At 69.6% G+C, this 24,848-nt stretch carries 27 protein-coding genes and 1 pseudogene; 16 read left to right on the forward strand and 12 right to left on the reverse strand.

Translation table 11 applies throughout. From position 1 onward, the window contains the following. Window positions 1-191: 191 nt before the first annotated feature. Window positions 192-466: pseudogene (locus ACGFNV_RS17335) on the forward strand (HNH endonuclease); the annotation flags it as partial. Between the two features lie 59 nt (window positions 467-525). Beyond that, window positions 526-1,050: a hypothetical protein gene (locus tag ACGFNV_RS17340; protein ID WP_393623341.1), complete on the forward strand. Its 525-nt coding sequence runs from the start codon at window positions 526-528 to the stop codon at window positions 1,048-1,050. Window positions 1,051-1,159: 109 nt separating this feature from the next. On the opposite strand, the gene ACGFNV_RS17345 is transcribed toward ACGFNV_RS17340, so the two are convergent. The 4 genes from ACGFNV_RS17345 to ACGFNV_RS17360 all read right to left on the reverse strand — a co-directional run bounded on the left by ACGFNV_RS17345 (window position 1,160) and on the right by ACGFNV_RS17360 (window position 3,894). After that, window positions 1,160-1,318, reverse strand: a complete 159-nt coding sequence (locus ACGFNV_RS17345) for a hypothetical protein (protein ID WP_393623343.1) — start codon at window positions 1,316-1,318, stop codon at window positions 1,160-1,162. A 120-nt stretch (window positions 1,319-1,438) separates the two neighbouring features. Beyond that, window positions 1,439-1,948, reverse strand: coding sequence for a cysteine dioxygenase (locus ACGFNV_RS17350; protein ID WP_393623344.1), 510 nt, complete (start codon window positions 1,946-1,948; stop codon window positions 1,439-1,441). A gap of 161 nt (window positions 1,949-2,109) precedes the next feature. Next, window positions 2,110-2,196: a putative leader peptide gene (locus ACGFNV_RS17355; RefSeq protein WP_355611620.1), complete on the reverse strand. Its 87-nt coding sequence runs from the start codon at window positions 2,194-2,196 to the stop codon at window positions 2,110-2,112. 96 nt (window positions 2,197-2,292) lie between these two features. Next, window positions 2,293-3,894 (reverse strand): FAD-dependent monooxygenase, encoded by a 1,602-nt coding sequence (locus ACGFNV_RS17360; protein WP_393623346.1) that lies wholly within the window; start codon window positions 3,892-3,894, stop codon window positions 2,293-2,295. 514 nt (window positions 3,895-4,408) lie between these two features. On the opposite strand from ACGFNV_RS17360, the gene ACGFNV_RS17365 reads away from it, so the two are divergent. From ACGFNV_RS17365 to ACGFNV_RS17385, 5 genes are all read left to right on the forward strand, one after another. Then, on the forward strand, window positions 4,409-4,627 hold the full coding sequence (locus ACGFNV_RS17365) for a hypothetical protein (protein WP_393623347.1): 219 nt from the start codon (window positions 4,409-4,411) through the stop codon (window positions 4,625-4,627). Window positions 4,628-4,720: 93 nt separating this feature from the next. Further along, window positions 4,721-5,272, forward strand: coding sequence for a MauE/DoxX family redox-associated membrane protein (locus ACGFNV_RS17370; RefSeq protein ID WP_393623349.1), 552 nt, complete (start codon window positions 4,721-4,723; stop codon window positions 5,270-5,272). Window positions 5,273-5,317: 45 nt separating this feature from the next. Further along, window positions 5,318-5,842: a peroxiredoxin family protein gene (locus ACGFNV_RS17375; RefSeq protein ID WP_393623351.1), complete on the forward strand. Its 525-nt coding sequence runs from the start codon at window positions 5,318-5,320 to the stop codon at window positions 5,840-5,842. A 103-nt stretch (window positions 5,843-5,945) separates the two neighbouring features. Then, complete coding sequence (locus tag ACGFNV_RS17380) at window positions 5,946-7,712, forward strand: ABC transporter ATP-binding protein (protein WP_393623353.1); 1,767 nt, start codon at window positions 5,946-5,948, stop codon at window positions 7,710-7,712. A 45-nt stretch (window positions 7,713-7,757) separates the two neighbouring features. Further along, window positions 7,758-8,189, forward strand: a complete 432-nt coding sequence (locus ACGFNV_RS17385) for a S24/S26 family peptidase (protein ID WP_393623355.1) — start codon at window positions 7,758-7,760, stop codon at window positions 8,187-8,189. Between the two features lie 126 nt (window positions 8,190-8,315). Here the strand turns inward: ACGFNV_RS17385 and ACGFNV_RS17390 are convergent, their stop codons facing one another. The 4 genes from ACGFNV_RS17390 to ACGFNV_RS17405 all read right to left on the reverse strand — a co-directional run bounded on the left by ACGFNV_RS17390 (window position 8,316) and on the right by ACGFNV_RS17405 (window position 11,651). After that, window positions 8,316-9,215: an amino acid ABC transporter permease gene (locus ACGFNV_RS17390; RefSeq protein ID WP_393623357.1), complete on the reverse strand. Its 900-nt coding sequence runs from the start codon at window positions 9,213-9,215 to the stop codon at window positions 8,316-8,318. Beyond that, window positions 9,212-9,877, reverse strand: a complete 666-nt coding sequence (locus ACGFNV_RS17395; RefSeq protein WP_393623359.1) for an amino acid ABC transporter permease — start codon at window positions 9,875-9,877, stop codon at window positions 9,212-9,214. The genes ACGFNV_RS17390 and ACGFNV_RS17395 overlap by 4 nt, the downstream gene beginning before the upstream one ends. 75 nt (window positions 9,878-9,952) lie before the next feature. Further along, window positions 9,953-10,795, reverse strand: a complete 843-nt coding sequence (locus tag ACGFNV_RS17400; protein ID WP_393623361.1) for a glutamate ABC transporter substrate-binding protein — start codon at window positions 10,793-10,795, stop codon at window positions 9,953-9,955. A gap of 79 nt (window positions 10,796-10,874) precedes the next feature. Next, a complete protein-coding gene (locus ACGFNV_RS17405) occupies window positions 10,875-11,651 on the reverse strand; it encodes an amino acid ABC transporter ATP-binding protein (protein ID WP_393623363.1) in 777 nt (258 codons plus the stop codon). A 299-nt stretch (window positions 11,652-11,950) separates the two neighbouring features. Here ACGFNV_RS17405 and ACGFNV_RS17410 point away from each other — a divergent pair, with 299 nt between their 5' ends. Both ACGFNV_RS17410 and ACGFNV_RS17415 read left to right on the forward strand, forming a co-directional pair. Further along, window positions 11,951-12,637 (forward strand): response regulator transcription factor, encoded by a 687-nt coding sequence (locus tag ACGFNV_RS17410; protein WP_393623364.1) that lies wholly within the window; start codon window positions 11,951-11,953, stop codon window positions 12,635-12,637. An 81-nt stretch (window positions 12,638-12,718) separates the two neighbouring features. Continuing rightward, entirely contained in the window at window positions 12,719-14,125 is a 1,407-nt protein-coding gene (locus ACGFNV_RS17415; RefSeq protein WP_393623366.1) for an ATP-binding protein, read from the forward strand. Between the two features lie 35 nt (window positions 14,126-14,160). Here ACGFNV_RS17415 and ACGFNV_RS17420 read toward each other — a convergent pair whose 3' ends face one another. Next, window positions 14,161-15,159, reverse strand: a complete 999-nt coding sequence (locus ACGFNV_RS17420; protein WP_393623368.1) for a TAXI family TRAP transporter solute-binding subunit — start codon at window positions 15,157-15,159, stop codon at window positions 14,161-14,163. Window positions 15,160-15,266: 107 nt separating this feature from the next. Here ACGFNV_RS17420 and ACGFNV_RS17425 point away from each other — a divergent pair, with 107 nt between their 5' ends. Beyond that, window positions 15,267-15,710, forward strand: coding sequence for a MazG nucleotide pyrophosphohydrolase domain-containing protein (locus ACGFNV_RS17425; protein WP_393623370.1), 444 nt, complete (start codon window positions 15,267-15,269; stop codon window positions 15,708-15,710). 81 nt (window positions 15,711-15,791) lie between these two features. Here ACGFNV_RS17425 and ACGFNV_RS17430 read toward each other — a convergent pair whose 3' ends face one another. Both ACGFNV_RS17430 and ACGFNV_RS17435 read right to left on the reverse strand, forming a co-directional pair. Further along, window positions 15,792-17,033 (reverse strand): cation:proton antiporter, encoded by a 1,242-nt coding sequence (locus tag ACGFNV_RS17430; protein WP_393623371.1) that lies wholly within the window; start codon window positions 17,031-17,033, stop codon window positions 15,792-15,794. A gap of 4 nt (window positions 17,034-17,037) precedes the next feature. Next, window positions 17,038-17,523, reverse strand: a complete 486-nt coding sequence (locus ACGFNV_RS17435; RefSeq protein WP_133932754.1) for a TrkA C-terminal domain-containing protein — start codon at window positions 17,521-17,523, stop codon at window positions 17,038-17,040. A 321-nt stretch (window positions 17,524-17,844) separates the two neighbouring features. Between ACGFNV_RS17435 and ACGFNV_RS17440 the strand changes: the two genes are divergently transcribed. Continuing rightward, window positions 17,845-18,789 carry a sensor histidine kinase gene (locus ACGFNV_RS17440; protein ID WP_393623374.1) on the forward strand — a complete coding sequence of 315 codons (945 nt, stop codon included), beginning with the start codon at window positions 17,845-17,847 and terminating at the stop codon, window positions 18,787-18,789. Between the two features lie 103 nt (window positions 18,790-18,892). Next, window positions 18,893-19,552 carry a response regulator gene (locus ACGFNV_RS17445; RefSeq protein ID WP_393624052.1) on the forward strand — a complete coding sequence of 220 codons (660 nt, stop codon included), beginning with the start codon at window positions 18,893-18,895 and terminating at the stop codon, window positions 19,550-19,552. Between the two features lie 3 nt (window positions 19,553-19,555). Here ACGFNV_RS17445 and ACGFNV_RS17450 read toward each other — a convergent pair whose 3' ends face one another. Next, window positions 19,556-20,761, reverse strand: a complete 1,206-nt coding sequence (locus tag ACGFNV_RS17450) for a CdaR family transcriptional regulator (protein ID WP_393623376.1) — start codon at window positions 20,759-20,761, stop codon at window positions 19,556-19,558. Between the two features lie 212 nt (window positions 20,762-20,973). On the opposite strand from ACGFNV_RS17450, the gene ACGFNV_RS17455 reads away from it, so the two are divergent. From ACGFNV_RS17455 to ACGFNV_RS17470, 4 genes are read left to right on the forward strand one after another with little or no spacing between them, the layout of a single operon-like run. Continuing rightward, window positions 20,974-21,927 (forward strand): substrate-binding periplasmic protein, encoded by a 954-nt coding sequence (locus ACGFNV_RS17455; protein WP_393623378.1) that lies wholly within the window; start codon window positions 20,974-20,976, stop codon window positions 21,925-21,927. A gap of 9 nt (window positions 21,928-21,936) precedes the next feature. Further along, on the forward strand, window positions 21,937-22,719 hold the full coding sequence (locus ACGFNV_RS17460) for an amino acid ABC transporter permease (RefSeq protein ID WP_393623380.1): 783 nt from the start codon (window positions 21,937-21,939) through the stop codon (window positions 22,717-22,719). Further along, a complete protein-coding gene (locus ACGFNV_RS17465; protein WP_393623382.1) occupies window positions 22,716-23,510 on the forward strand; it encodes an amino acid ABC transporter ATP-binding protein in 795 nt (264 codons plus the stop codon). The genes ACGFNV_RS17460 and ACGFNV_RS17465 overlap by 4 nt, the downstream gene beginning before the upstream one ends. Next, window positions 23,507-24,790 carry an NAD(P)/FAD-dependent oxidoreductase gene (locus tag ACGFNV_RS17470; protein WP_393623384.1) on the forward strand — a complete coding sequence of 428 codons (1,284 nt, stop codon included), beginning with the start codon at window positions 23,507-23,509 and terminating at the stop codon, window positions 24,788-24,790. Before ACGFNV_RS17465 ends, ACGFNV_RS17470 begins: the two co-directional genes overlap by 4 nt. Window positions 24,791-24,848 lie beyond the last annotated feature (58 nt).

Below are 24,848 nucleotides of genomic sequence, written 5' to 3' on the forward strand. Positions count from 1 at the left end.
GGCTCGCGGCCGCGCACAGTCGATCACCGACGAGCGCACACCCTATCGACCGGACGTGCGGCGTACGTCGCCGAGATCGGCCCCACCGGGCAGGCGCACGGGCGCGCGTCGAGGCGGGCCGATTCGCTTCTCCGGTATGACCTTTCCACTCACACGAGCGGCGCCCTGGAGAAACCGCTGATCACGTCCACGAAGAGGTCGCCCCACCCACCGTAGGTGCCGGCTTCCGCCTGACCGGCGGAAGCTGGTTCTCGTACTGCGACGCCACCATCGTGACGTCGGCGGGAAGTCTCGACATCGACCACATGGTGCCGCTCGCCGAAGCGTGGGGCATCGGCGCATCGGCGTGGAACCCGCAGCGCCGCGAGCGTACGCAAACGACCAGGGCGCCGCGGCCTCGCTCGTCGCCGTCATCGCTCGCTCCAACCGCAGCACGGCCGACCAGGACCCACTCGCCGACATACCGACCCGGGCCGCCGCTCCCGTCGCCGGGGCGGGAGCGACGACCGTGGGTAAAGTGGCGGCATGTACACGCGGGGGCGCAGGCTCAGATTCACGGCGGTGTCGGCGATGGTCGTGCTGGCCCTGACCGGCTTCTCGTCGGGCTGCGGTCACGGGAGCCGCAGTGATGACAGTGGAGGCCCGCACGGCAGTTCGTCCAGCGGCTCGTCCAGCAGTGCCGCGTATGACTCGGGGGCCAGTACCGGTGGCAGCGGTGGCGATACGCCCACTCACCGTTCCACCCCCACGCCCTCCCCCAGCGAGACCGCCCCGCCCTTGAAGGACGGAACCGCGGTCCTCATCAGCTGCGCGAGCCCGGACGACCCGTACGCAACAGTCGAAGTCAGGAATCCGAACGGACGCGACGCCGTCTTCACTGTGAAGATCAACTTTAAGGACGAGCGCGGATCCACCATGATCGACACCGGAGATCAAGTGTCGGTGCCCGCGAAGGACACAACAACCTACCGCGTGGCCATGGCCAGCACAGGGCGCCTGGACGAGATCGCTCGTTGCGAGGTCAATCCACGGGCCACTGCCGACCGGTGACGGCCACCGGGCTCACCCCGTCCGGCAAGCGCCTGGGCACGGTAAGAACCAGCTCCGCAGCAAGGCCGTGGTGATCGTCCACGACGGCCGCTAGGGGGTGTCGTATGGCTCACCGGGCGGACCAGAGGAAGATGCCAGCGATGTGGAGTCCGGCCAGGTAGATGCTGGCGCTCGCCACCGACACTGCCCAGGCCAGGTCCTCATCGGCGTCGGCCTGGGCCATCAGCGTGGTGAAGACCCGTTCCCAGGTGCAGTGCCCACTGCACATCAGTCGACGGCATGACGTGACAACGACAAGCAGCGCTGCCAGACGCTGCCCTTAGCTAGGTGGTGTGGGGGCGAGGCCAGGGGCGGCGTGTCCCGCGCTCTCCTCACTGCGAGCCCTCCCTCATTGCCAGTCCTCCGGGCGCTCCACCTGCTCCAGCCGCAGCACCGGGCCCGTACGGCTGTAGCGGCGGATCTGCGGCAGGGGCGGGTAGTAGGCGTGGACGGAGATGGCGTGCTGGTCGGGGGACTCGTTGAGGACCTCGTGGACGTGGTGGCGCCCGAAGGCGCGGCCCTTGCCGGCCGGCAGTCGGCGTTCCCGGTCGACGTCGTCCGCCAGTTCCAGGGTCCGCCAGCCGTCGGTGGGCAGCCGCGCGGCGAGCGAGTTCTCCTTCAACTCACCCCGCGCGGTGAGGAAGGCGCCCACCGACTCGGCGTGGTCGTGCCAGCCCGTTCCCGTGCCGGGCGGCCAGCCGATCAGCCAGGCCTCGCTGCCGCCCGGCCCCTCGAGGCGCACCCAGGTGCGGCCTTCGGGGTCGAGGGGGAGTGAGGAGATCAGCTCGGCGTCGGCGGCCGTCTGCTGGACGAAGGCGAGGAGGTCCGCCTGCGTGGGCGGGGCGGCCGGACCGGCCACGGAGGGTGAGACGGATCGAGAGGCGGAGGCAGCCCCGGAGGCAGAGGCAGCCCCAGAGGCAGCCCCGGAGACAGAGAGAGACACGGCACCGTCCTGAAGAGGGTTCGCTGGAGCGCGCGACGGCAGAAGGGCGGCGCGCGCGGGAAGGAAGGGATGCGAATTCAGCAGGACGTGCGACACACGCAGCCCGCGTAGCGGACGAGGTCCATATGGACCCTCCGCCACAGGCGCACATCGGTGTCGGTCATGCTCCGGAGTACAGCACGACGTTGCAGGCCGGTCAACTCGCTGTCACCATGTGGACCACAGGGTGACAGCCTGTGCGGTTGGCTCCCCTCCTTCGCCTACTTCGCCCCGGAACCCGCCGTGGCCGTCGCCCTCACCGGGCCGCCCAGCGTCGCCTCCGCCGCCGCGTACAGGTCGGCCGGACGCACCCCGCTCAGCGCCGTCACCAGGTGGCCGTCGGGCCGGATGAGCAGGACGGTGTGGGCGGCCGCGCCCGGGTAACTCTCCGCGACCAGAAGCTCGGCGGGATGCGGCAGCGCCGTCACCGCCGCCGAGAGCCGGGGCATGATCCCCGCGGACACCCAGTGCCTGCGCTCCCACACCCCCGTGCCCGGTGCGATCAGAACGACGAGCAGCGCGCCGCGCCCGAGCCGGTCGCGCAACTGCACGAAGGAGCCGTCCTCCGCCGTCACCCGTACGTCCTCGACCGGGGCGCCGGGCGGAGTGTCCACGGGGACCTCCGCCTCCAAGGGCGCGGGCGCGAGCGGGGAGTCGGCGTACGTACCGGGCGTGCCCAGGGGACCGCGCCCGAGGTGACCGTCGGTGAGCAGCGCGTCGTTCCCTCGGGCCGAGCCGGGGACGTACGCCCGCAGGCCCCCGCCGCCGCGCAGCAGGGGCAGCGCCTGGTCGGCGGCGCGCAGCCGGGCGGAGACGAGCGCGCGCCGCTCCGTCTGGTAGCTGTCGAGGAGTGCCTCGTGCGGCCCGTGGTGCCAGGCCGCGGCCAGCTTCCAGGCGAGGTTGTCGGCGTCCCGGAGGCCCTCGTCGAGGCCCTGGGTACCGAGCGTGCCCAGCAGGTGCGCCGCGTCCCCGGCGAGGAAGACCCGGCCCTCGCGCCAGCGGCGGGCGAGCCGGTGGTGCACGGTGTGGACGCCGGTGTCGAGGAGCTCGTACGGCGGGGTCGGACCCTCGCTCCAGCCCGCCAGCGTCTCGCGGACGCGGGCGACCAGCAGCTCGGGCGTGACCAGGTCCTTGCCGGGCGGGAGCAGCCAGTCCACGCGCCAGACCCCGTCCGGGAGCGGGCGGCCGGTGATCTCGCCTGCGAAGGGAACGGACGTCCGCCACGGCGGCATCCGGTGCAGCAGCGCCTCGTCGGTCCAGGGAAGTTCCGTGCGCAGCGCGGCGACGGCGTGCCGCTCCACTGCCGTACGGCCGGGGAAGCGGATGTCCAGCAGCTTGCGCACGGTCGAGCGGGGACCGTCGCAGCCGACCAGGTAACTGCCGCGCCACCAGGTGCCCTTGGTGCCGCGGGTGTGGGCGTTGATGCCTGAAGGTTCCTGCTCGATCGTGTCCAGGCGGCTGTCCACCGCGATTTTGACGAGCCGTTCGCCGGCGAGGGCCGCGCGCAGTGCCCCGGTCACCACGTGCTGGGCGATGTGCAGGGGCGCCGGATCGGTGTCGTCGAACATGACCTCGCGCATCACCTGCCTGCGCCGCATCGACCGCCATCCGGCCCAGCGGAGGCCGGCCTCTCCGAGCGGGACTCCGGTCAGCCGCTCCAGCAGGGCGGTGGTGTCCTCGCGCAGGACGACCGTGCGCGCGAGCCGCGGCTCGTCCTTGCCCGGCCCCTCGTCGAGCACGACCGAGGGCACCTCCTGACGCGCCAGAGCCAGCGCGAGCGTGAGCCCGACGGGGCCCGCTCCGACGATGATCACCGGATCCACGGTGTGGCGCCCCCTGCCTGTGGTGTCGTCATCGGGGACATGGGTGAGCAAAGGGTTGGAGCAGGGTGCACGATCACAGAACGTATGCAACCCATTGCCGGTTCCCGCGTCAAGCGACGGACGGGCCGGTGTCTACGCGGCGCTTCACGAGTGCCACGGGTGAATCCACCCCTCGTCGCGCCTCGGCGCCGCCCCTGGACGCTTTCGGGAGCGGAGAAGCGAAAGCGGTACTTCGAATTCCGATTTAATAACCTACCGTGATGCAAAGCGAGTTCGCCGACCCGTGCGCAATTGTCACTCAGTGACTGAATTGCATACCAATGGCCGCCGTGTCGCATCGGCGGGTTCGAGGGTTTCTTTAAAACATCATTGCCATAAGCACAGCCGTTCCATAGGATCACTTCCGTAGGCCAAGCGCGCGATTGTGCCTACAACGGGGTGGCCTCTCGTCGCACTTTCTTGTGCGGGCAAGGCCTCCGGGTCAGACCAATCCGGACACAAAAAGGGGAAACAAATGCTGAAGAAGATGGCAGGCAGTCTGGGGGGCCGGCTCCTCGGTCGTCTGGTTCCGTCCACCACCGCGGACGCCGACCAGTTCGAGTGCACCTACGAGTACCGGTGCGTCTTCCCGTACTGCGGTTCGGTGCGCCTCTCCAGGCAGCGTCGTCAGGTGTGTGCCGAAAGCACCGGCGGTCCCAGCAAGGGCCCGTGGGAGCGGATCGGCTGCTGCTGACCGGCTCCAGCTCCTCCTGATATACGGTTCGGTCGGCCTGCGGGGGGAATCCGCAGGCCGGCCGAACCGGCCATGAGGCCCTCCTGTGATGCGTTGGAATCGAACACCTCAATGACCTATGTAGAACTCGGGCTGCGGCTGTCTCTCGTGGGCGTTTTCCTGGCATCAGGACTGGCAAAGGCTCGTACGATCGATGACGTCGTCCTGATGTGGACAAGACTCTTCGAGCGCGTGTGGCCGGCGAAGAAGGGCTGGGCCCCGCAATCGGCGTGGGGACTCGTCGTCGTCGAAGTGACGACAGGAATTGCCCTCCTGTTCCAGGGAACGACTCGGGTCTTCTCACTGCTCCTCGCCGTCGGCCTGCTCGCGGGCTTCACCGTGCTCGCCCTTTTCTCCGCGCGCAATCTCATCAAACTTCACTGTGCATGCTTCGGCCGGGCCAGTACGCCCCTGGGCTGGCGCCATGTCTGGCGTAATTCCACTCTTCTGGCCTTCGGTGGCACAGCTCTTTTCCTCGCACCTGACAACGCCGGGAAGGCGCTGAATGTCGGGGGAGTGGGTGTTTCTGTGGCAGCGGCTGTCGTCGTGACACTCATCGCCTTCTTCTACGACGAGATAACAGATCTACTCAGTGGCAACTGGTAGTGGCCGGGCGTTGCTGAGTGAAAACGAAAACGGGGTGTTCCTGACATGGGGTTCCTGGTCGCGGCCGTTGTGCTGCTCGGCGCATTGACCGTATTGAATCTCTTTTTGACCATGGCGGTCATGCGTAGGCTCAAGCAGAAGGATTCCGGCCCCGCTCCGGACGGGTCGGACATTCCTGATCTTCCGATCGGTAGCCGCATCCCCGACTTCCGTGCCGAGTCGACGTCAGGAACCGTCGTCGCCACCGGGGACCTGCTCGGCTCGGAATCCGTCTTCGCGTTCTTCGACACCGGCTGCGCGGTGTGCAAGACGACCATCCCGAAGCTGATCGACCACGCGGATGCCCACGGACTGAAGGCCGATCAGGTGATCGCCGTCGTCGGCGGCCGGGAGTCCGCCGCCGCTTATGTCGACGGACTGGAAGGGGCCGCGACGGTCATTCTGGAGGACTCACTCGGGCCGGTCGCCTCGGCCTTCTCGATTCCGGGCTTCCCTGCCTTCGTGGTCGTCGACGGCGACGGCCGGGTGGTCCGCGCCGGGACGCAGAGCTCCCTCACCGCGAAGGCCTGATGTGGCCATCCGGTCTGCTCTGCGGTTTCTGAGCGATGTCCGCACCCTGGCCGGCCGTGCCGTGCACGCCCTCGGACTGACGTGGCGGGCGGGACCGGTCACGATGTCGCTGTACCTCGTGACCATCGTGGCGCAGGGCACCGTGCCCGCCTGTCTGGCGCTGCTGACCAAGTGGCTCATCGACGGTGTCCAGCACGCGACGAGCGGCGAGAGCGTGCCGGCGCCCGTGCTCACACCTCTGCAGGCGGTTGTCTGCATCGGCGTGCTGACCGCCGTCCAGGCCGCCCTGCCGCCGATCGGGGAGTACCTGAAGTCACGGCTGCAGCGCGGCGTGAGCCTGCTGGTGCAGTATCGGTTGTACTCGGCCGTCAGCCGGTTGGAGGGGCTCGCCCGATTCGAGCAACCGGAGTTCCTCGACCGGCTGAGGATGGCGCAGCAGGCCGCCGTGACCGCGCCCGAGCAGGTCGTCGCCTCCTGTTTCGGACTGCTCCAGGCCGGCCTGACGGTCGTCAGCTTCCTGGGCGTCCTCGTCGCCATCAGCCCGTTGATGGCGCTCGTCACGGTGCTCGCGGTGCTCCCGGCGCTTTTCCTTCAGCTGTCGATCAGCCGCCAGCGCTCCGACATGATGTGGGAGATGAGCCCCCGGACCAGGCGGCAGCTCTTTTATCAACGCCTGCTCTTCGACTTGGACGCGGTGAAGGAAACCCGCCTCTTCGGGACCGGCCGATTCCTGCTGGAGCGCATGCGTGATGAAACGAAGGAGATCAACCGGGCCGAAGAACAGCTCGACCGCAAAACGGTCGCGCGGCATGTTCCCCTGTCCACGCTCAGCGCTGTGGTCGCGGCCTGCGGTCTCGTCTGGATCGTCATGGCGGCGACCAGAGGTGAGTTCAGCATCGGTGATGTGTCCGCGTTCATCGCCGCGGTCGCGGGTGTGCAGAGCGCACTCGGCGGCGCCATCGCCGATGCCACTGCCGCCTATCACTCACTCCTGATCTTCGGGCACTACCAAGAAGTGAGCAACGGTGAGTCCGACCTGCCGAGACCCGCTGAGCCGCGAGAACTCCCGTCGCTGCGGCGCGGTATCCGGCTCGAGGACGTCTGGTTCCGTTACCGGGACGACGGACCGTGGGTACTGCGCGGCGTCACGCTGACCATTCCCTACGGCCACTCACTCGCCCTGGTCGGTCTCAACGGAGCCGGCAAAAGCACGCTCGTGAAGTTGCTGTGCCGCATGTACGACCCGACGAAGGGGCGCATCACCTGGGACGGTGTGGACATCCGTGATGTCGAGACGGCCGATCTGCGCGACCGCATCAGTGCTGTCTTCCAGGATTTCACCTGTTACGACCTGTCCGTATCCGAAAACATCGCCATCGGCGATCTGAAGTTCCTCGACGATCAGCAGGAAATCCGTGCGGCTGCCGAAGAAGCAGGAATCCACGCCCACGTCGCCGGCCTTCCCCGCGGCTACCAAACCATGCTGTCGAGGGTCTTCTATCAGGAAGACGAGTCGGGTGAGCAGGAGCATGGCGTCACGCTGTCCGGCGGGCAGTGGCAGCGTATCGCCCTGGCCCGGGCGCTGATCCGCAGCAGGCGGGACCTGCTCATCCTCGACGAGCCCAGTTCGGGTCTGGACGCGGCTGCCGAGCAGGAAGTCCATGAGCAGCTGCGGAAGTACCGAGCCAATGCCACGAGTGTGCTCATCTCACATCGTTTGGGCAGTGTTCGGCATGCCGACACAATCGTCGTCATCCAGCACGGACAGGTTGTGGAAGAGGGCACCCATGATGATCTGATGGAACAGCACGGGGAATACTCGCGACTCTTTTCCCTTCAGGCGTCGGATTACGTGGATTCCACGGCTTGACGAGAGAGACGGTGATGAGGGGTGCTCTGGTTGGTGGTCGTCGCAATGTCCCTGCTGGTGGCCGCGATCGGTGTCTTCTGGATTCAGCGCAGCTTTGTCGCGGTCACAGTGAACGGCCTCAGTATGAGCCCCACATTCGAGACCGGAGACCGGGTGCTGATCCGCCGCGGCACTCGGGGGCTGCGAAAGGGGCGCATCGTCGTCGTGGTACGCCCCGACATCGAAACGGGGTGGGGGAGGAAACCTCTGGTGGACCGCGATGTGCAAGTCCATCGCTGGTATATCAAGCGTGCCGTCGCACTGAGCGGTGAGCGGTATCCGGAACAGGTGAAGAAGGACGGCGTGGTGCCGGACGGTCACATCATGGTGATCGGAGACAACCCACGCAGCGTCGATTCCAAACAGCACGGTCCGTGCCCCACACACCAGATACTGGGGGTCGTCGTACGCAGGCTGGCGCGGTCGACGGCTACATGAATGCGCTCGGGGACTTGATCGACTTCGCTCATGCGACCGTCGCACGACAGCATTGAGCCCGGCAGTCGGAGGGACTGCCGGGCTCCACGCGTTGAGGGTTGAGGCGGGGCTTCAGCGACGCGTTGGTCAGGACCCCTTGTGCAGGTCCTCGTGCTCGCCGGGAGCAGCCAGTTCGTCGACGGCGCCGGCACCGACCACCGCACCGGTGGACTTCCGGCCGCGCCGCAGCCGGGCCTCCAGCCAGGCGGCGAAGGTCGTGAGGGAGAAGTTGAGCGCGATGAAGATGACGGCCACCACCGTGAAGCTGGCGATGGTGTTGCCGTAGTAACCGATCATCGTGTTGGCCGAGGACAACAGCTCGGGGAAGGTGAGCACAGCGCCACCGAGCGCGGTGTCCTTCACGATCACCACGAGCTGGCTGACGATGGCCGGGAGCATCGCGGTGACCGCCTGCGGCAGCAGGATGACCCGCATCACCTGCCCCTTGCGCAGGCCGATGGCCATCGCGGCCTCCGACTGGCCCTTGGGCAGGGAGAGGATGCCCGCCCGGACGATCTCCGCCAGGACCGCGGCGTTGTACAGCACGAGTCCGGTGACGACCGCGTACATGGGGCGGTCGTCGGGGTCGACGGTGAAGTACTGGGCGAACAGGGCGTTCCCGAAGATCATCAGGACCAGCACCGGGATGGCCCGGAAGAACTCCACCACGGCGCCGGCCGGCACACTGATCCAACGGTGGTCCGACAGGCGGGCGATGCCGAAGACGGCGCCGAGCGGCAGCGCGATGACCATGGCGAGAGCCGCGGCCTTGAGAGTGTTCTTCAGACCGGGCCAGATGTACGTGGACCAGGCCTCGGTGCCGCTGAAGAACGGCTTCCACAGAGTCCACTCCAGCTGGTTCTTCTCGTCGAGGCTGGTGTAGACCCACCACGCCACCGCCGCGAAGGCGGCCACGAAAATCACCGTGAGGAGCACGTTGCGCCGCTTGGCACGCGGCCCCTGGGCGTCGTAGAGAACGGAACTCATCGCTTTACCGCCACCTTCTTGCCGACCCAGCCGAGGATCAGTCCGGTCGGCAGCGTCAGGCACACGAAGCCGAACGCGAAGACCGCGGAGATCAGGATGAGCTGGGCCTCGTTCTCCACCATCGTCTTCATGAGGGTCGCCGCCTCGGCGACGCCGATCGCCGCTGCCACCGTGGTGTTCTTGGTCAGCGCGATCAGCACGTTGGCCAGCGGACCGACGGAGGATCGGAAGGCCTGCGGCAGGACGACCAGCCGCAGCACCTGGGAGAAGCTGAGACCGATGGCGCGGGCGGCCTCTGCCTGCCCGACGGGCACCGTGTTGATGCCGGACCGAAGCGCCTCGCACACGAAGGCCGAGGTGTAGACGATCAGCCCGAGCACCGCCAACCGGAAATTGACCGTATCGATCTTGTCCGAGCCGAGGCTGACCTCCAGGGTGTTGTGCAGCCCCAGCGAGGTGAACAGGATGATCACCGTCAGCGGGATGTTCCGCACGATGTTCACGTAGGCGGTTCCGAAACCGCGCATCAGTGGCACCGGGCCGACGCGCATGGCGGCCAGCAGGGTGCCCCACACCAGGGAGCCGACGGCGGCGAGCAGAGTGAGCTGCACCGTCGTCCAGAAGGCCCCCAGCAGGTCGTAACCCTCAAGAAAGTCGAACACGATCTCCCGTGCTTCCGCGTGTAGGGACGCCCCGGTGTGCCGTCCCCGGGGACGGCACACCCCTCAGGCGATGCTTCAGCTCTTGACGTCGCCGATCTTGGGCGCCGGCTCGGACTTGTATTCCGCCGGACCGAAGTTCTTCTCCACGGCCTGCTGCCAGGACTTGTCGGCGACCATCTCCTCAAGGGCCTTGTTGATCTTGGCCTTGAGGTCGCTGCCCTTCTTCACGCCGATGCCGTAGTTCTCGTTGGACATCTTCAGGCCACCGAGCTTGAACTTGCCCTTGAACTGAGCCTGGGCGGCGTAGCCGGCGAGGATCGAGTCGTCCGTGGTCACCGCGTCGATGGCGCCGCTCTGCAGACCACTCAGGCAGGCGGAGTAGGTCGGGTACTTCTGCAGCTGGGCGTCGGGCGCCAGCTTGTCCTTGATGTTCTGCGCGGACGTCGAGCCGGTCACCGAACACAGCTTCTTCTTGTTCAGGTCCGCCGCCGACTTGATCGAGTTGTCGTCGGAACGCACCAGGACGTCCTGGTGCGCCAGCAGGTACGGGCCCGCGAAGTCGACGAGCTTCTCGCGCTTGGGGTTGATCGAGTAGGAAGCGGCGATGAAGTCGACGTCACCGCGCTGGAGCATGGTCTCGCGGTCCTGGCTCTTCGACTCCTTCCACTCGATCTGGTCCGCGCTGTAGCCCAGCTTCTTGGCGACGTACGTGGCGACGTCGACGTCGAAGCCCGAGTAACCCTGCGGCGTTTTCTGGCCGATGCCGGGCTGGTCGAACTTGATGCCGATGGTGATGGTCTTGCCACCGCCGGAGGAGCCGGAGCCGCTGTCGTCCTTCTTGTCGGAACCGCACGCGGTGGCGGTCACGGCGAGGGCGAGTACGGCGGCCGAGGCGGCGGTGACCTTGCGGAGCTTCATGGTGAACATCCTTTGAGTGATGACGATCCGGTCCGTCAGGAGCGGGTGACGCAGGTCGACAGGGGCGCGAGGTGCGCTGTCAGTGGTGCAGGATCTTCGACAGGAAGTCCTTGGCACGGTCGCTGCGCGGGTTGCTGAAGAACTGGTCGGGCGCGGCCTCTTCGACGATGCGGCCGTCCGCCATGAACACCACGCGGTTCGCGGCCGAACGTGCGAAGCCCATCTCGTGGGTGACGACGACCATGGTCATGCCGTCCCGGGCGAGCTGCTGCATGACCTCGAGGACCTCGTTGATCATCTCCGGGTCGAGCGCCGACGTGGGCTCGTCGAAGAGCATGACCTTCGGGTCCATGGCCAGGGCACGCGCGATGGCGACGCGCTGCTGCTGGCCGCCGGAGAGCTGCGCGGGGTACTTGTCGGCCTGGGTGCCCACGCCGACCCGGTCGAGCAGGGAGCGAGCCTTCTCCTCGGCCTGCTTCTTGTCGGCCTTGCGGACCTTGATCTGGCCCAGCATCACGTTCTCGAGCACGGTCTTGTGCGCGAACAGGTTGAACGACTGGAAGACCATGCCGACGTCGGCACGCAGCCGGGCCAGCTCCTTGCCCTCCTGGGGCAGGGGCTTTCCGTCGATCGAGATCGCCCCGGAGTCGATCGTCTCCAGGCGGTTGATGGTGCGGCACAGAGTGGACTTACCGGACCCGGAAGGTCCGATGACCACGACGACCTCGCCACGCGTGATCGTCAGCTCGATGTCCTGGAGAACGTGCAACGCGCCGAAGTGCTTGTTGACGCTCTTCAGGACGACCAGGTCGCCGGTAGGGGCCGCGTCCTCCTTGGCCACCGATACTTTGGTCATCGCTCTAAGGCTCCGTCCTCCTCGGTTTCGCAGGACAGTAGTAACCCCGTACGACCAGCGTCATTACATCTGAGGGGAATCTGAGCATCACGATCCGATAGCAATCGGACACGTGTCGTAGCACTTGTGACCTGGGCGCAACCCGTGCGCATATCGGCCGGGTAACGGAAGTCTCCCGGAACCGGAACCCACTTGACGACGTCGTCGTCAATCAGCGTGACTTCGAGAGTGCACGCGCGCGCGTGCACGCGTTTTGTACATAACGACACCATACGGCTGATGAATCGGAGGGGGCCGGGATGCGACTGCTCCTCGTCGAGGACGACAACCACGTCGCCGCGGCTCTGTCCGCGATCCTGAAGCGGCACGGCTTCGAGGTCACCCACGCCCGCAGCGGCGAGGAGGCCCTCCAGGCGCTGGTCCCGGAAGGCCCCGGCTTCGGCGTCGTCCTCCTCGACCTGGGCCTGCCCGACCAGGACGGTTACGAGGTCTGCGGCAAGATCCGCAAGCGCACCGCCACTCCGGTGATCATGGTCACCGCGCGGTCCGACGTGCGCTCCCGCATCCACGGCCTCAACCTCGGCGCCGACGACTACGTGGTGAAGCCGTACGACACCGGGGAACTGCTCGCCCGGATCCACGCCGTCAGCCGGCGCACCCTCCACGAGGACCCCGCCGCGGCCGTCGACACCGCGCTGCGCCTCGGCTCCGTGCTCATCGAACTGCCGACGCGCCAGGTCACCGTGGACGGTTCGGTCGTCCAACTGACCCGCAAGGAGTTCGACCTTCTCGCCCTCCTCGCCCAACGCCCCGGCGTGGTCTTCCGCCGGGAGCAGATCATCAGCGAGGTGTGGCGCACCAGCTGGGAGGGGACCGGGCGCACCCTGGAGGTGCACGTCGCGTCCCTGCGCGCCAAGCTGCGCATGCCGGCCCTGATCGAGACCGTGCGGGGCGTGGGCTACCGGCTCGTCGCCCCGGCTGCGTAAGGTCGGTCCGGCCCGATCGGGTCGGAGGGAAGGCAACGGCGTCCGATGAACACAGGTGAGCGGGGATAGGGCGGAAACGGCTTGCGCACACGTCTGCTTCCGCTGCTCATCGTCCTGATGGCGGCCGTGCTGCTCGCCCTGGGGGTCCCGCTGGCCGTCAGCGTGGCCGGGGCGCAGCAACAGAAGGTGGTCGTCGACCGGATCGACGACACCGCGCGGTTCGCCGCCCTCGCCCAGTTCGTCACCGACACGCCGAGCGAGTCCGCCGGCACGCCCACGGACGAGCGCCGCGAGACCCTGAGCCGCGAACTGATCAGCTACTACGAGGTCTACGGCATTCGCGCCGGTGTCTTCTACCGCAGCGACACGCCCATGGCTCACGCGCCGACGGACTGGTATCTCCCCGAGGAGGGCGAGGTGCGGGACGCTTTCGACGAGGCGTTCCTCAGCCGTCGTAGCCATGACCCCAAGCAGGTGTGGCCCTGGCAGCGCGGCCGTCTCGTCGTCGCTTCGCCCGTCATCCGGGACGGTGACGTCGTCGCGGTCGTCGTCACCGACTCGCCCACGGGACAGATGCGTTCGAGGATCCTGCAGGGCTGGCTGGTCATCGGGGCGGGTGAGATCGCCGCGATGCTGCTGGCCGTCGGCGCGGCCCTCCAGCTGACCGGATGGGTGCTCAAACCCGTACGCGTACTGGACGCGACGACCCATGACATCGCCACCGGGCGCCTGAAGTCCAGGGTCGCGGTGGCGAGCGGGCCGCCGGAACTACGGCGGCTGGCCCGGTCGTTCAACGAGATGGCGGACAACGTCGAGGACGTGCTGGAGCAGCAGCGCGCCTTCGTCGCCGACGCCTCGCACCAGTTGCGCAACCCGCTCGCGGCGCTGCTGCTGCGCATCGAACTGCTCGCCTACGAACTCCCGGAGGGCAACGAGGAGATCGCGTCCGTCCAGAACGAGGGCAAGCGACTGGCGCAGGTGCTGGACGACCTGCTCGACCTGGCGCTGGCCGAGCACACCGAGGCCGACCTGCGGGTCACCGACATCGGCGCGCTGACCGCCGAGCGCGTCGCGGCCTGGGCACCCACCGCCGAGGCCAAGGGTGTCCGTCTGGTGGGCGACTGCCCGCCCACCACCGCCTGGGCCGACCCGGTCACGCTGTCCAGCGCCCTGGACGCGGTGATCGACAATGCCGTGAAGTTCACGCCCGAGGGCCAGAGTGTCGAGGTGGGCGTCGCGTCCAACGGCACGACCTCGACCGTCGTCGTCACCGATCGCGGGCCGGGCCTCACCGACGAGGAGTTGGCCCGCATCGGCGACCGCTTCTGGCGCAGCGGCCGCCACCAGAACATCAAGGGCTCCGGACTCGGTCTCTCCATCTCGCGGACCCTGCTCGCGGCGGGCGGTGGGTCCATCACGTACGACCACAACGAACCGCAGGGGCTGCGGGTGACCGTGCGGGTGCCGAGGTCGGCGCCCGTGGCGTGAGCGGGGGCGGGTCCTTCGAGGCGGCCGCGGTGCTCCTACGGCTTCACGGAGCGGTAGTAGCTCCGGGCGCCCTTGTGCAGTTGGAGCGGGTCGGTGTAGATCGCCGTGCGCAGATCGACGAGCTGTGCGGAGTGGACGTGCTGTCCGATGCCGTCCCGGCTCCTGATCACGGTCCGGGTCACCCATTCGGTGAGCCGGGGGTCCATGTCCGCGCGCGTGATCAGCAGGTTGGAAACCGCCATGGTCGGCACGGCGACGCCGTTCTGGATGGTGGGGTAGGCCGACTCCGGCATGTTGGTGGCCCGGTAGTACCGCGTGGCGTCGCCCTGCTTGTGGAGCTTCGCGACGACGGAGGCCTCGATCGGCACGAACCGGAAGGAGAAGCTGTTGGCAAGCGTTCTCACCCCGGCCGTCGGCAGGCCCCCCGACCAGAAGAACGCGTCGATCTCGTCCCGCTGCAGCCGGCCCGGCGCCGTGCCGATACCGTCGCCCTCCGGCTTGATGTCCTTCTCCGCGTCGATGCCCACCGCGCCGAGCAGCCGGTCGGCGATCAGCCGTACACCGGACTCGGGCGGCCCTATCGCCACCCGCTTGCCCCGCAGGTCCGCGAGGGACTTGATGGCGGAGTCGCGTGGCACGACGAGCTGTACGTAGTCGTCGTAGAGACGGGCGACACCGCGCAGTTTGTCGGCGCCGGGCCCGTGCTTCAGCTCGTACGTCTCCACCGCGTCGGCCGCCGTGATCGCGAAGTCGGCCTCGCCGGCCGCCACGCGCGCGACGTTCTCCTGCGAGCCGTCGCTGGTCTGGAGCTTCACCGTCAGATCTGGCATGTCCTTGCCGAGCTCGTTGCGCAGCCGCCGGCCGTAGTCCTGGTAGACGCCGCGCGGTGTCCCCGTCATGACCGTGATCGTCCCGCTCGGCGGGTCCTCGCCCAGCGGCAGCAGCCACCACAGCAGCAGTCCGAGGGCGACGAAACCGGCGGCCGCACCCTGCAGGGCCCGGCGCCTGCCGATGCGGGGGAAGGATCTGGACATGGGCGCGATCCTGCCAGCCGGGGCGGGCTGCTGACCAGGGGAGGCGGGTCTCACCCGGCCCCGGCGGTGCGACGGCACTGTCACAGGCGCTCGCTACAGTCGGGGGCATGAGTTCCTCGCCGACCTCGCCGACCTCGCCGACCTCGCCCCCCTCGCCCGCGTCCCTGGTCCGTCAGTTCCACCTCGCCTTCGGGCTCGACGCCCGCAGTACGCCCACCGAGGTGTCCCCGGCTCTCGCCGCCCACCGCGGGGAGTTGCTCGCCGAGGAGGCCGCGGAGGTCGCCGAGGTGTCGGTGGACGGCCCGCTCGACCGGCTCGCGCACGAACTGGCCGACGTGGTGTACGTGGCGTACGGCACGGCCCTGGTCCACGGGATCGACCTCGACGCGGTGATCGCCGAGATCCACCGCTCCAACATGACCAAGCTGGGCCCCGACGGCCGGATAGCCCGCCGCGCCGACGGCAAGGTCCTCAAGGGGGAGCACTACGAGGCACCGGACGTGTCGGCCGTACTGCGCCGCCAGGGGTGGGTGGGCGACAGCGCGCGGTGAGACGCGGCGGCGGGCGGTGGCCGACGAGGCGACGCCGCCCGCCCCCGCGTGTGGTCAGTCCTTGACGGAAGCCTCGGTTGGTCAGTCCTTCACAGAGGCCTCGGTGCGTGAACCGGCTGATTCCGTGGGCGGCGGAGCAGGGGTCGCCGCGTCCGTCGTACCGGCCGCGCGTCGCCGTGCCCACCAGGCGGCGAGCGGCTCCGTGTATCGCGCGGTCAGCGGGCCCACGACGACGAGGATCAGCACGTAGGCGGTGGCCAACGGTCCCAGGGACGGCTCGATGCCGGCCGTGACGGCGAGACCGGCGATGACGATCGAGAACTCGCCGCGTGCCACCAGCGCGCCGCCGGTACGCCACCGGCCCTTGACCGAGATCCCTGCCCGCCGTGCCGCCCAGTATCCCGTGGCGATCTTCGTCGCGGCGGTCACGACGGCCAGCGCGAGGGCGGGCAGCAGGACGGGAGGGATGCTGGCCGGGTCGGTGTGCAGCCCGAAGAAGACGAAGAACACCGCGGCGAACAGGTCGCGCAGCGGGCTCAGCAGGGTGTGCGCGCCCTCGGCGACCTCGCCGGACAGCGCGATGCCGACCAGGAACGCCCCCACCGCGGCCGACACCTGGAGCTGCTGGGCGACCCCGGCGACCAGGATCGTCAGGCCGAGGACCACGAGCAGCAGCTTCTCCGGGTCGTCGCTGGAGACGAACCGTGAGATGACCCGCCCGTAACGCACCGCCACGAACAGCACGAGGCCCGCGACGCCCAGCGCGATCGCCAGGGTCACGCTGCCCGCGGCGAGACCGACACCGGCCACCAGCGCGGTGACGATGGGCAGGTACACCGCCATCGCCAGGTCCTCCAGGACGAGGACGCTCAGGATCACCGGGGTCTCGCGGTTGCCCACCCGGCCGAGGTCGCCGAGGACCTTGGCGATGACCCCGGACGACGAGATCCAGGTGACGCCCGCCAGGACCACCGCGGCCACCGGGCCCCAGCCCAGCAGCAGCGCCGCGGCGGCGCCGGGCAGGGCGTTGAGCGCGCAGTCGACCAGGCCGGACGGGTAGTGGGACTTGAGGTTGGAGACCAGGTCGCTCGCCGTGTACTCCAGGCCGAGCATCAACAGCAGCAGGATCACGCCGATCTCGGCGCCGATGGCGACGAACTCCTCGCTCGCGCCGAGCGGCAGCAGTCCGCCCTCACCGAAGGCCAGACCGGCGAGGAGGTAGAGCGGGATGGGCGAGAACTGGAAGCGGGCGGCGACCCGGCCGAGCAGGCCGAGGCCGAGGATGATGGAACCGAACTCGATCAGCAGGACCGCGGAGTGCACGCGATCACTCCCGCCCGAGTATCGCGGCGGCCGCGTCGACACCCTCACGGGTGCCGATGACGATGAGGATGTCACCGCCCGCCAGGCGGAAGTCCGGCGCCGGCGACGGAATCGCCTCCGCCCGGCGCAGCACCGCCACCACCGACGCCCCGGTCTCCGTACGCATCCGGGTGTCGCCCAGCACCCGCCCGTTCCAGCGGGAGGTCGCGGCCACCTCGACGCGCTCCGCGACCAGTCCCAGGTCCGTGGTGTACAGCAGGCTCGCGCTGTGGTGCGACGGCTTCAGCGCGTCGATCAGCGAGCCCGCCTCGGCGCCGGTCAGCCGCAGCGACTGGGCGCAGGAGTCGGGGTCGTCGGCCCGGTACACGCTCACCGTGCGGGTCCCGTCCCGGTGCGCCACCACGGACAGGTGGCGGTGTTCGCGCGTCACGAGGTCGTACTGGACCCCGATACCCGGCAGCGGCGTCGCCCGGAGGCGTGGAGCAGACACGTTTCTTCCCCTTGCTCGTCGTTCATGTGACCGTCGTTCACGTGACGCGCCGTCCGTCGACGCGTCGTTCATGTGACGCGCCGTCCGTCCGACGCGTCGTTCATGTGACGCGCCGTTCGTCCGACGCGTCGTGCGTCCGACGCGCGGTCGATACGACGCGTCCTTCATCGGGTGCCCGGAGTCGCCATGCTGCCATCCCCCCCGTACGGTGACGACATGGGTGTTGTGACGGATGGACGGGGTGGGCGGGCGGAGGAGAGGCTGGTCAGGGCGGTGCCATGGACGAGATCGGCGAGGGCGGAGAAGGGAGGGACCGGGCACGTGTCGCTGTTCTGGCGGATCTTCTCCCTCAACGCCGTCGGCCTGGTCGTGGCCGCGGCCCTGCTCCTCGGCCCGGTCACCGTCTCGACACCGGTTCTGCCGGCCGAGGCGCTGGTCGTCGTCGTGGGTCTCGCCGCGCTGCTGGCCGCCAACGCGGTCGTGCTCCGCGTCGGACTCGCACCGCTCGGGCGGCTGGGCCGCGCCATGGCCACGGCCGACCTGCTGCGCCCGGGAACGCGTCCCGTGGTCGCCGGTCCGGTGGAGACGGCCGAGCTGATCACGACGTACAACGCGATGCTGGACCGGCTCGAGACGGAGCGCGCCGCCAGCGCCGCCCGGGCGCTGTCCGCGCAGGAACGTGAACGCCGGCGCATCGCGCGGGAGTTGCACGACGAGGTCGGCCAGACCCTCACCGCGGTCCTCCTCCAGCTCAAGCGCGTGGCCGACCGGGCCCCCGAGACCCTGTGCGACGAGGTTTCCCAGGCGCAGGAGGCCACCCGCGCCGGCCTCGACGAGGTCCGCCGCATCGCCCGCCGCCTGCGCCCCGGCGTGCTGGAGGAACTCGGCCTGCTCAGCGCCCTGCGCTCGCTCGCCGCGGAGTTCTCCGCACCCGGGCTGACGGTGCGCCACGACCTCGCGGGGGACCTGCCCGCGCTGACCGGGGAGACGGAACTGGTGATCTACCGCGTGGCCCAGGAGGGCCTCACCAACACGGTCCGGCACGCCGGCGCCGACCGTGCCGAACTCCGGCTCGGGACGGTCCCGGGCGGCGTCGAACTTCTCGTCCGTGACAACGGCAGGGGCCTCGACGGCGCGAGCGACGGCGCCGGCCTCACCGGCATGCGCGAACGCGCCCTCCTGATCGGCGCGGCGCTCACCGTGGAACCGGCACCGGGACGGGGCACGGACGTACGCCTGCGCATACCGACCGGGGGCGGACGATGAACCCGTGCGCCACCCGCATGTCCCCGCGGACCCGCATGTCTCCACCGACCCGCATGCCCGCACGGACCCGCGTGTCCCCGCGCACAGCCGCCGGGAGCCCGCTGTGACACCCGACTCCCCGATACGCGTCCTGCTCGCCGACGACCACACCCTCGTACGCCGAGGAGTGCGCCTGATCCTCGACGGGGAACCGGACCTGACGGTCGTGGCCGAGGCCGGGGACGGGGCGGAGGCCATCGAACGCGCCCGGGCCGGGGACATCGACCTGGCCGTCCTGGACATCGCCATGCCCCGCACGACCGGACTGCAGGCGGCCCGCGAACTCTCCCGACGCCTGCCCGGCCTGCGGATGCTGATCCTCACGATGTACGACAACGAGCAGTACTTCTTCGAGGCCCTCAAGGCCGGCGCCAGCGGCTACGTCCTGAAGTCCGTCGCCGACCGCGACCTGGTCGAGGCGTGCCGCGCGGCCGTACGCGACGAGCCCTTCGTCTACCCGGGCGCGGAACGCACCCTCGTCCGCTCCTACCTGGACCGCCTCCACCGCGGCGACGGCCTGCCCGAACGCGCCATCACCGAGCGCGAGGAGGAGATCCTCAAGCTCGTCGCCGAGGGCCACACCTCCCGCGAGATCGGCGGGCTCCTCCACATCAGCGCCAAGACGGTCGAACGCCACCGCGCCAACCTGCTCCACAAACTCGGCATGCGCGACCGCCTGGAACTGACGCGGTACGCGATACGCGCGGGCCTTGTGGATCCCTGAGTCTCACCATCCGGCGACGTCGTCCCCCGACGGACGCGTCGCCCCGGTGTCCGCCAGACACGCGAGATACAGCGCCATCGTGGCCCGATGCTCGCGCAGGGGCCGCCCCGTGAGCTGCTCGATCTTGTTCATCCGGTAGACGACGGTGTTGCGGTGGATGTGCAGGGCCGCGGAGGCGCGGACGAGGTTGAAGCCGGACTCGCACCAGGCGGTGATCGTGTCGCGCAGCGCCGGCCAGTCCGGCTGGGCGCGCAGCTCGGCGGTGGTGAGGTCGAGCAGGCGGTTGCGGGCCGACTGGCTCACGGCGGCCATGACCTGGTGGACGCGCAGGTCGGAGATCAGATGGACGGGGGAGTGGCCCGGCAGCCGGGCGCCCAGGCGGAGCGCGTCGCAGGCGTCCTGGTAGGAGTCGTGCAGGGAGCGGACGGAGGTGCCCGGCTCGCCGACGCCGGCGTGGGCGGTGAGACCGTCCTGGGCGGCGATGACGTCGGTGATCCGTCGGCAGTCGGCGGCCAGGGAGGCGGGGGAGGCCTGTGCCGGGAGCCGGTGCAGGACGCCGATCCAGCCGGGGGCCGTGCCCGCGACGATGTCCTGGGGGTCGGCGAAGACCTCGCGGACCGTGCGGATCAGTTCCGAGCGGATCAGCGCCATGTCCCGGGTGGGGGCGCCCGGGCGCCGGGCGGCACCCTCGGGCACGGTCACCTCGAACGCCACCGCGACCCGTCGCAGCCGCAGGTCGAAGCCGAGTTCGGCGGCCCGGAACACCAGGAAGTCGCTCTCGACGACCTGGGGGTCGTACGAGGCGATGTCGGTGAGCAGTTTCTCAGCGGCGCGCTCCGCGAGCAGGCGGGAGCGCAGCATCACGGACTCCCGCAGCAGGATCTCCGTCTGGCGTTTGACCAGGAGCCCGAAGCGGCGCACCTGGGCGGGGGTGCCGGTGATGCCGACGGTCCCCACCGCCTGCCCGTCGGTGATCAACGGCAGGGTGACCCCGGGGCGCACACCCCGCAGCAGCTGCGCCTGGGACGCGCTGTGCGTGGCGGGTTCCTTGGTGCGGATGACCTCGACGGACGCCTCGTGGAAGGTGCCGACGCGGCTGCTGTCGCCGCTTCCGATGACCATGCCGTCCCCGTCGGTGATCAGCACGTTGAAGCCGATCACGGCGGAGGTGTCCGCGGCGATCTCCTGCGCGAGGGACGGGCTCAGCACGGCGTCCTCCTGTAAGGGGAACCAGGGTGAAACGGGCTGGGGCTGGACGCACCGTACAGGTGATCGAACGGTTTCGGCCCCAACTTCGTACGAAGTGACCGGTGACGCCCGGCGGGCGGGTCCCTAGCGTTTGGGCCCATCACATCCCCGCCGGGGGCACAGCGCGGTGAAACGGCGGGTTCCTTCAGCACCAGGACGGAAGGCCCAAGCCGATGATCCGTGTGCGTTCCCTCGTGTGCAGTTCGTTCGCGATCCTCCTGCTCTCCTCGGTCGCCGCCTGCGGTTCCGGCGGCGGCGACAACGCCCCGAAGAACGTGTCGGCGAGGACCGCGGCACTGGGCACCCTCACGCCCGGCGTGATCAAGGTGGCCGTACAGCCGTACGCCCCCTACACCAGCGTCCAGGGCGACAAGATCGTCGGCCTGGACGGCGACATCCTCACCTACGTCGCCAAGAAGCTCGGCCTCACCATAAAACCCCAGGTCACGGACTTCGCCGGGATGCTCGCCGGGGTCCAGTCCCGTCGGGTGGACATCACCATCGGCGGTGTCGCCTGGAGCGCCGACCGGCAGAAGCAGGGCCTGTTCACCGACCCGCCCTACTACTCGCCCCCCGCGATGGCCGTGCGCGACGGCAAGACGTACAAGACGGTTGACGACCTCAAGGGCCTGAACCTGGGCACCGTCGAGGGCTACGTCTGGGTCAAGTCCATCCAGTCCGTGCCCGGCGCCAAGCTGCACGCCTACCCGGACGCCACCGGCGTCTTCGACGACCTCGGCGCGGGTCGCGTCGACGTCGGTTTCCTCGACCCGCTGATCATCATCGCGGCCCAGAAACAGCGGCCCGAGCTGAAGATCAGCACGGAGTACCTGACGCCCCCGACCGCCGCCCAGGTCAAGGCCGAGCCCGCCTACCAGTACTTCCAGCCGTACCAGACCGGCTTCTACCTCCCGAAGCAGGCGACCAAGCTGGAACAGGCGATCTCCGCGCAGATCGACGCCATGTACAAGAACGGCGAGATGGCGAAGCTCGTCGAGAAGTACGGCGGCGACCCGGAGCAGTTCCTGAAGCCCGCCGCCGACGTCGCCACCGCCCGCCGCGGCGTGGACCGGCCCCAGGACTGGACACCGCCGTCCGTCGGACAGTCCGGGCAGTCCGGTCAGTGAGGGGATGACATGTCCGGTCTCTATCTGTCCGCCGTCTTCCAAGTCCCCTGGTCCGACTACCGCGGCGACCTCGTCGACGCCCTCGGCCGCACCCTCTCCTACACGGCCGTCAGCTTCGTGGGCGCCGTACTGCTCGGCCTGGCCGTCGCGCTGCTCAGGCTGAGCCGCGCGTGGCCCGCGCGTGCTCTCGCCGCCGTCTACACCGAGGTGTTCAAGAACGTCCCCCTGCTGGCCATCATCTTCCTGACCTACTTCGGCCTGGCCTCCACCGGGATCCGGCTCGACGTGTTCACCGCCGGCTGCCTCAGCCTCGTCGTCTTCTACGCCGCCTACCTGTCCGAGATCTTCCGCTCCGCGATCAGCGGTGTGCACGCCGGACAGACCGAGGCCGGACAGGCGCTGGGCCTCGGCCGGGTCGGCATCTTCGGGCACGTCGTCCTGCCGCAGGCCGTCCGGCAGGCCCTGCCCGGCACCAACACCATGCTCGTCGACCTGCTGAAGTCGACCTCCCTGCTCGTCACCGTCTCCGCCGCCGAGCTGATGTCCGAGGGGCGGCTGATCACCTCGGCCACCTTCCGGGCGCTGGAGGTGTACCTCGTCATCTCCGCCCTCTACTTCACGCTCTGCTACCCGCTCTCCCAGCTCCTGCTGCTCCTGGAGCGCAAGGTACGGGCGGGCGTCCCCCTGTCCCCGTGGCGACGACGGCGGATGCGGGCGGCCCGGGAACTCCTCGCGGCCGAACTCGGCGCGGGTATCACAACGGACACCGAGCGGAAGGAGGCGGCGGCATGACCGAGCCCGTCACCAAGGCGGCGGCCGCCCCACCGGCCCGCACGGACGCGGTCGTACGCATCCAGGGGCTGCGCAAGTCCTTCGACGGCCGACTGGTGCTCGACGACGTGAACCTGGAGGTCGGCCGCGGCCGCATCGTGAGCGTCATCGGGCAGAGCGGTGGCGGCAAGACCACCCTGATGCGCTGCGTCAACCTGCTGGAACTCCCCGACCGGGGCACGGTCGAGGTGGCCGGCGAAGTGGTGCACAGCGGAGGCCGCACCGTCTGCCGCGACCTGCCCCGGCTGCGCCGCACCGTCGGCATGGTCTTCCAGCGCTTCCACCTGTTCCCGCACCTCACCGCCGTCGAGAACGTCGTCCTGGCCCAGCGCAAGGCCGGCGTCCCCGAGCGGGAGGCGCTGGACGTGGCCGTCGCGCTGCTGCGCCGGGTCGGCGTGGCCCATCGCGGCCTCGCCCGGCCCGACCAGCTCTCCGGCGGGGAACAGCAACGCGTCGCCATCGCCCGGGCCCTCGCGCTCAGGCCCGAGGTGCTGCTCTTCGACGAGCCCACGTCCTCCCTGGACCCCGAGGCCACCCGGGAGGTCCTGAGCGTGATGCGGGAACTCGCCGCGGACGGCATGACCATGCTGCTGGTCACCCACGAACTGCCCTTCGCCCGTGAGGTGTCCGACCACGTCGTCTTCGTCGACGGCGGCCGCATCGTCGAGGAGGGCGCCGCGCGGGACGTCCTCGACCACCCCGCCCAGGCCAGGACACGGGAGTTCCTCTCCTCCTACGGGTCTGCGTCATGACCGCCGCACTCGGCGGCGAGGGGCCGGTCGTCGTGGTCGGGGGCGGCGTCGTGGGGCTGTGCACGGCGTACTACCTGGCGGAGGCGGGCCTCCCGGTGGAGGTCGTCGAACGGCGCGGCCTTGCCTCGGGAGCGTCCCGGGGCAACGCGGGCTGGATCTGCCTCAGCCACTCCACACCGGTCCCCGCCCCGGGCGTCCTGCGCTACGCCCTGCGCTCCCTGGGGCGCCCTGACTCACCGCTGTACCTACGGCCCCTGCCCGACCCGGCGTTCGTACGGTGGCTGTGGCGGTTCTGGCGCAGCAGCACACCGGCCGCCTTCCGACGCGGCTACGCGGCGATCGCCGAGCTGAACCACGACACCTTCGACCTCTTCGACGGCCTGCGCGAGGCCGGGGTGGACACGACCCTCACCCGCCCCGGCATGGTCCACGCCTTCCTCTCCGCGGCCGAGGCCCGCCACCACCTGGCCCTCCAGCGTCAGATGGCGGACGGCCGCTACCCGCTTCCCGACGACATCGTCACGGGCGACGAGGCCCGACTCCTGGACGACGCGCTGTCGCCCCGGGTGCGCGCGGCCTACCTCGTCGAGGGGGAGGGCGTCGTCGACCCGGAGGCCTTCGCCCGCGGCCTCGGTGACGCGCTCACCGCGGCGGGGGTGAAGGTCCGTGAGAACGCGGAGACCCTCGGGTTCCGCACCGCCGGGGGGCGCGTCACCGCGGTCCGCACCACACAGGGCGACCTGCCCTGCGCGGCGGTCGTCATCGCGGCCGGCACCCGCTCCTCGCAGCTGCTGGGCGCCCTGGGACATCCGCTGCCCCTCCAGGCAGGCAAGGGCTACAGCTTCTCGGTGGACCTCGACCCCGCGCCCCGCCACACGCTCTACTTCGGCGAACGCAGAACCGTGGCCTCCCCGCTCGGCGCGACCACGCGCATCGGCGGCACGATGGAGCTGAGCGGCAACAACAACCGCCTGGACTGGCGCCGCGTCGTCGCGGTCGCCCTCGCCAGCCGGCACTACCTGGGCCGCTGGTTCGACGACCCCGACGACCTGGTCGGTCTGATCCGCGATCCCTGGGTCGGGGGGCGGCCCTTCCTCCCCGACGGGCTCCCGGTCATCGACCGCGTCCCCGGACACGGCAACGCCTTCGCCGCCACCGGCCACGGCATGCTCGGCGTCACCCTGGGCCCGGTCACCGGCCACAAACTCGCCGCGTACGTCCGCACCGGCCACCGCCCCCGTGCCCTCACGCCGTTCCGCTTCGAACGAGGGCGCTGGTGACTTGGGGTGGCCCCGATCGGATGCGGGCGACCGATGAGTTTCCGGCGGGCTCGCGGTC

Origin of the sequence: Streptomyces sp. NPDC048751, from assembly GCF_043198595.1 — a bacterium.
GTDB lineage: Bacteria > Actinomycetota > Actinomycetes > Streptomycetales > Streptomycetaceae > Streptomyces.

Excerpts from the sequence above, each read along its gene's own strand:
- ACGFNV_RS17405 (WP_393623363.1), bottom strand. The coding sequence starts at position 11,651 with ATGACCAAAGTATCGGTGGCCAAGGAGGACGCGGCCCCTACCGGCGAC.
- ACGFNV_RS17425 (WP_393623370.1), top strand. The coding sequence starts at position 15,267 with ATGAGTTCCTCGCCGACCTCGCCGACCTCGCCGACCTCGCCCCCCTCG.
- ACGFNV_RS17380 (WP_393623353.1), top strand. The coding sequence starts at position 5,946 with ATGTCGCTGTACCTCGTGACCATCGTGGCGCAGGGCACCGTGCCCGCC.
- ACGFNV_RS17345 (WP_393623343.1), bottom strand. The coding sequence starts at position 1,318 with ATGTGCAGTGGGCACTGCACCTGGGAACGGGTCTTCACCACGCTGATG.
- ACGFNV_RS17385 (WP_393623355.1), top strand. The coding sequence starts at position 7,758 with ATGTCCCTGCTGGTGGCCGCGATCGGTGTCTTCTGGATTCAGCGCAGC.
- ACGFNV_RS17365 (WP_393623347.1), top strand. The coding sequence starts at position 4,409 with ATGCTGAAGAAGATGGCAGGCAGTCTGGGGGGCCGGCTCCTCGGTCGT.
- ACGFNV_RS17355 (WP_355611620.1), bottom strand. The coding sequence starts at position 2,196 with ATGACCGACACCGATGTGCGCCTGTGGCGGAGGGTCCATATGGACCTC.
- ACGFNV_RS17470 (WP_393623384.1), top strand. The coding sequence starts at position 23,507 with ATGACCGCCGCACTCGGCGGCGAGGGGCCGGTCGTCGTGGTCGGGGGC.
- ACGFNV_RS17465 (WP_393623382.1), top strand. The coding sequence starts at position 22,716 with ATGACCGAGCCCGTCACCAAGGCGGCGGCCGCCCCACCGGCCCGCACG.
- ACGFNV_RS17455 (WP_393623378.1), top strand. The coding sequence starts at position 20,974 with ATGATCCGTGTGCGTTCCCTCGTGTGCAGTTCGTTCGCGATCCTCCTG.
- ACGFNV_RS17400 (WP_393623361.1), bottom strand. The coding sequence starts at position 10,795 with ATGAAGCTCCGCAAGGTCACCGCCGCCTCGGCCGCCGTACTCGCCCTC.
- ACGFNV_RS17340 (WP_393623341.1), top strand. The coding sequence starts at position 526 with ATGTACACGCGGGGGCGCAGGCTCAGATTCACGGCGGTGTCGGCGATG.
- ACGFNV_RS17460 (WP_393623380.1), top strand. The coding sequence starts at position 21,937 with ATGTCCGGTCTCTATCTGTCCGCCGTCTTCCAAGTCCCCTGGTCCGAC.
- ACGFNV_RS17375 (WP_393623351.1), top strand. The coding sequence starts at position 5,318 with ATGGGGTTCCTGGTCGCGGCCGTTGTGCTGCTCGGCGCATTGACCGTA.
- ACGFNV_RS17390 (WP_393623357.1), bottom strand. The coding sequence starts at position 9,215 with ATGAGTTCCGTTCTCTACGACGCCCAGGGGCCGCGTGCCAAGCGGCGC.
- ACGFNV_RS17420 (WP_393623368.1), bottom strand. The coding sequence starts at position 15,159 with ATGTCCAGATCCTTCCCCCGCATCGGCAGGCGCCGGGCCCTGCAGGGT.
- ACGFNV_RS17410 (WP_393623364.1), top strand. The coding sequence starts at position 11,951 with ATGCGACTGCTCCTCGTCGAGGACGACAACCACGTCGCCGCGGCTCTG.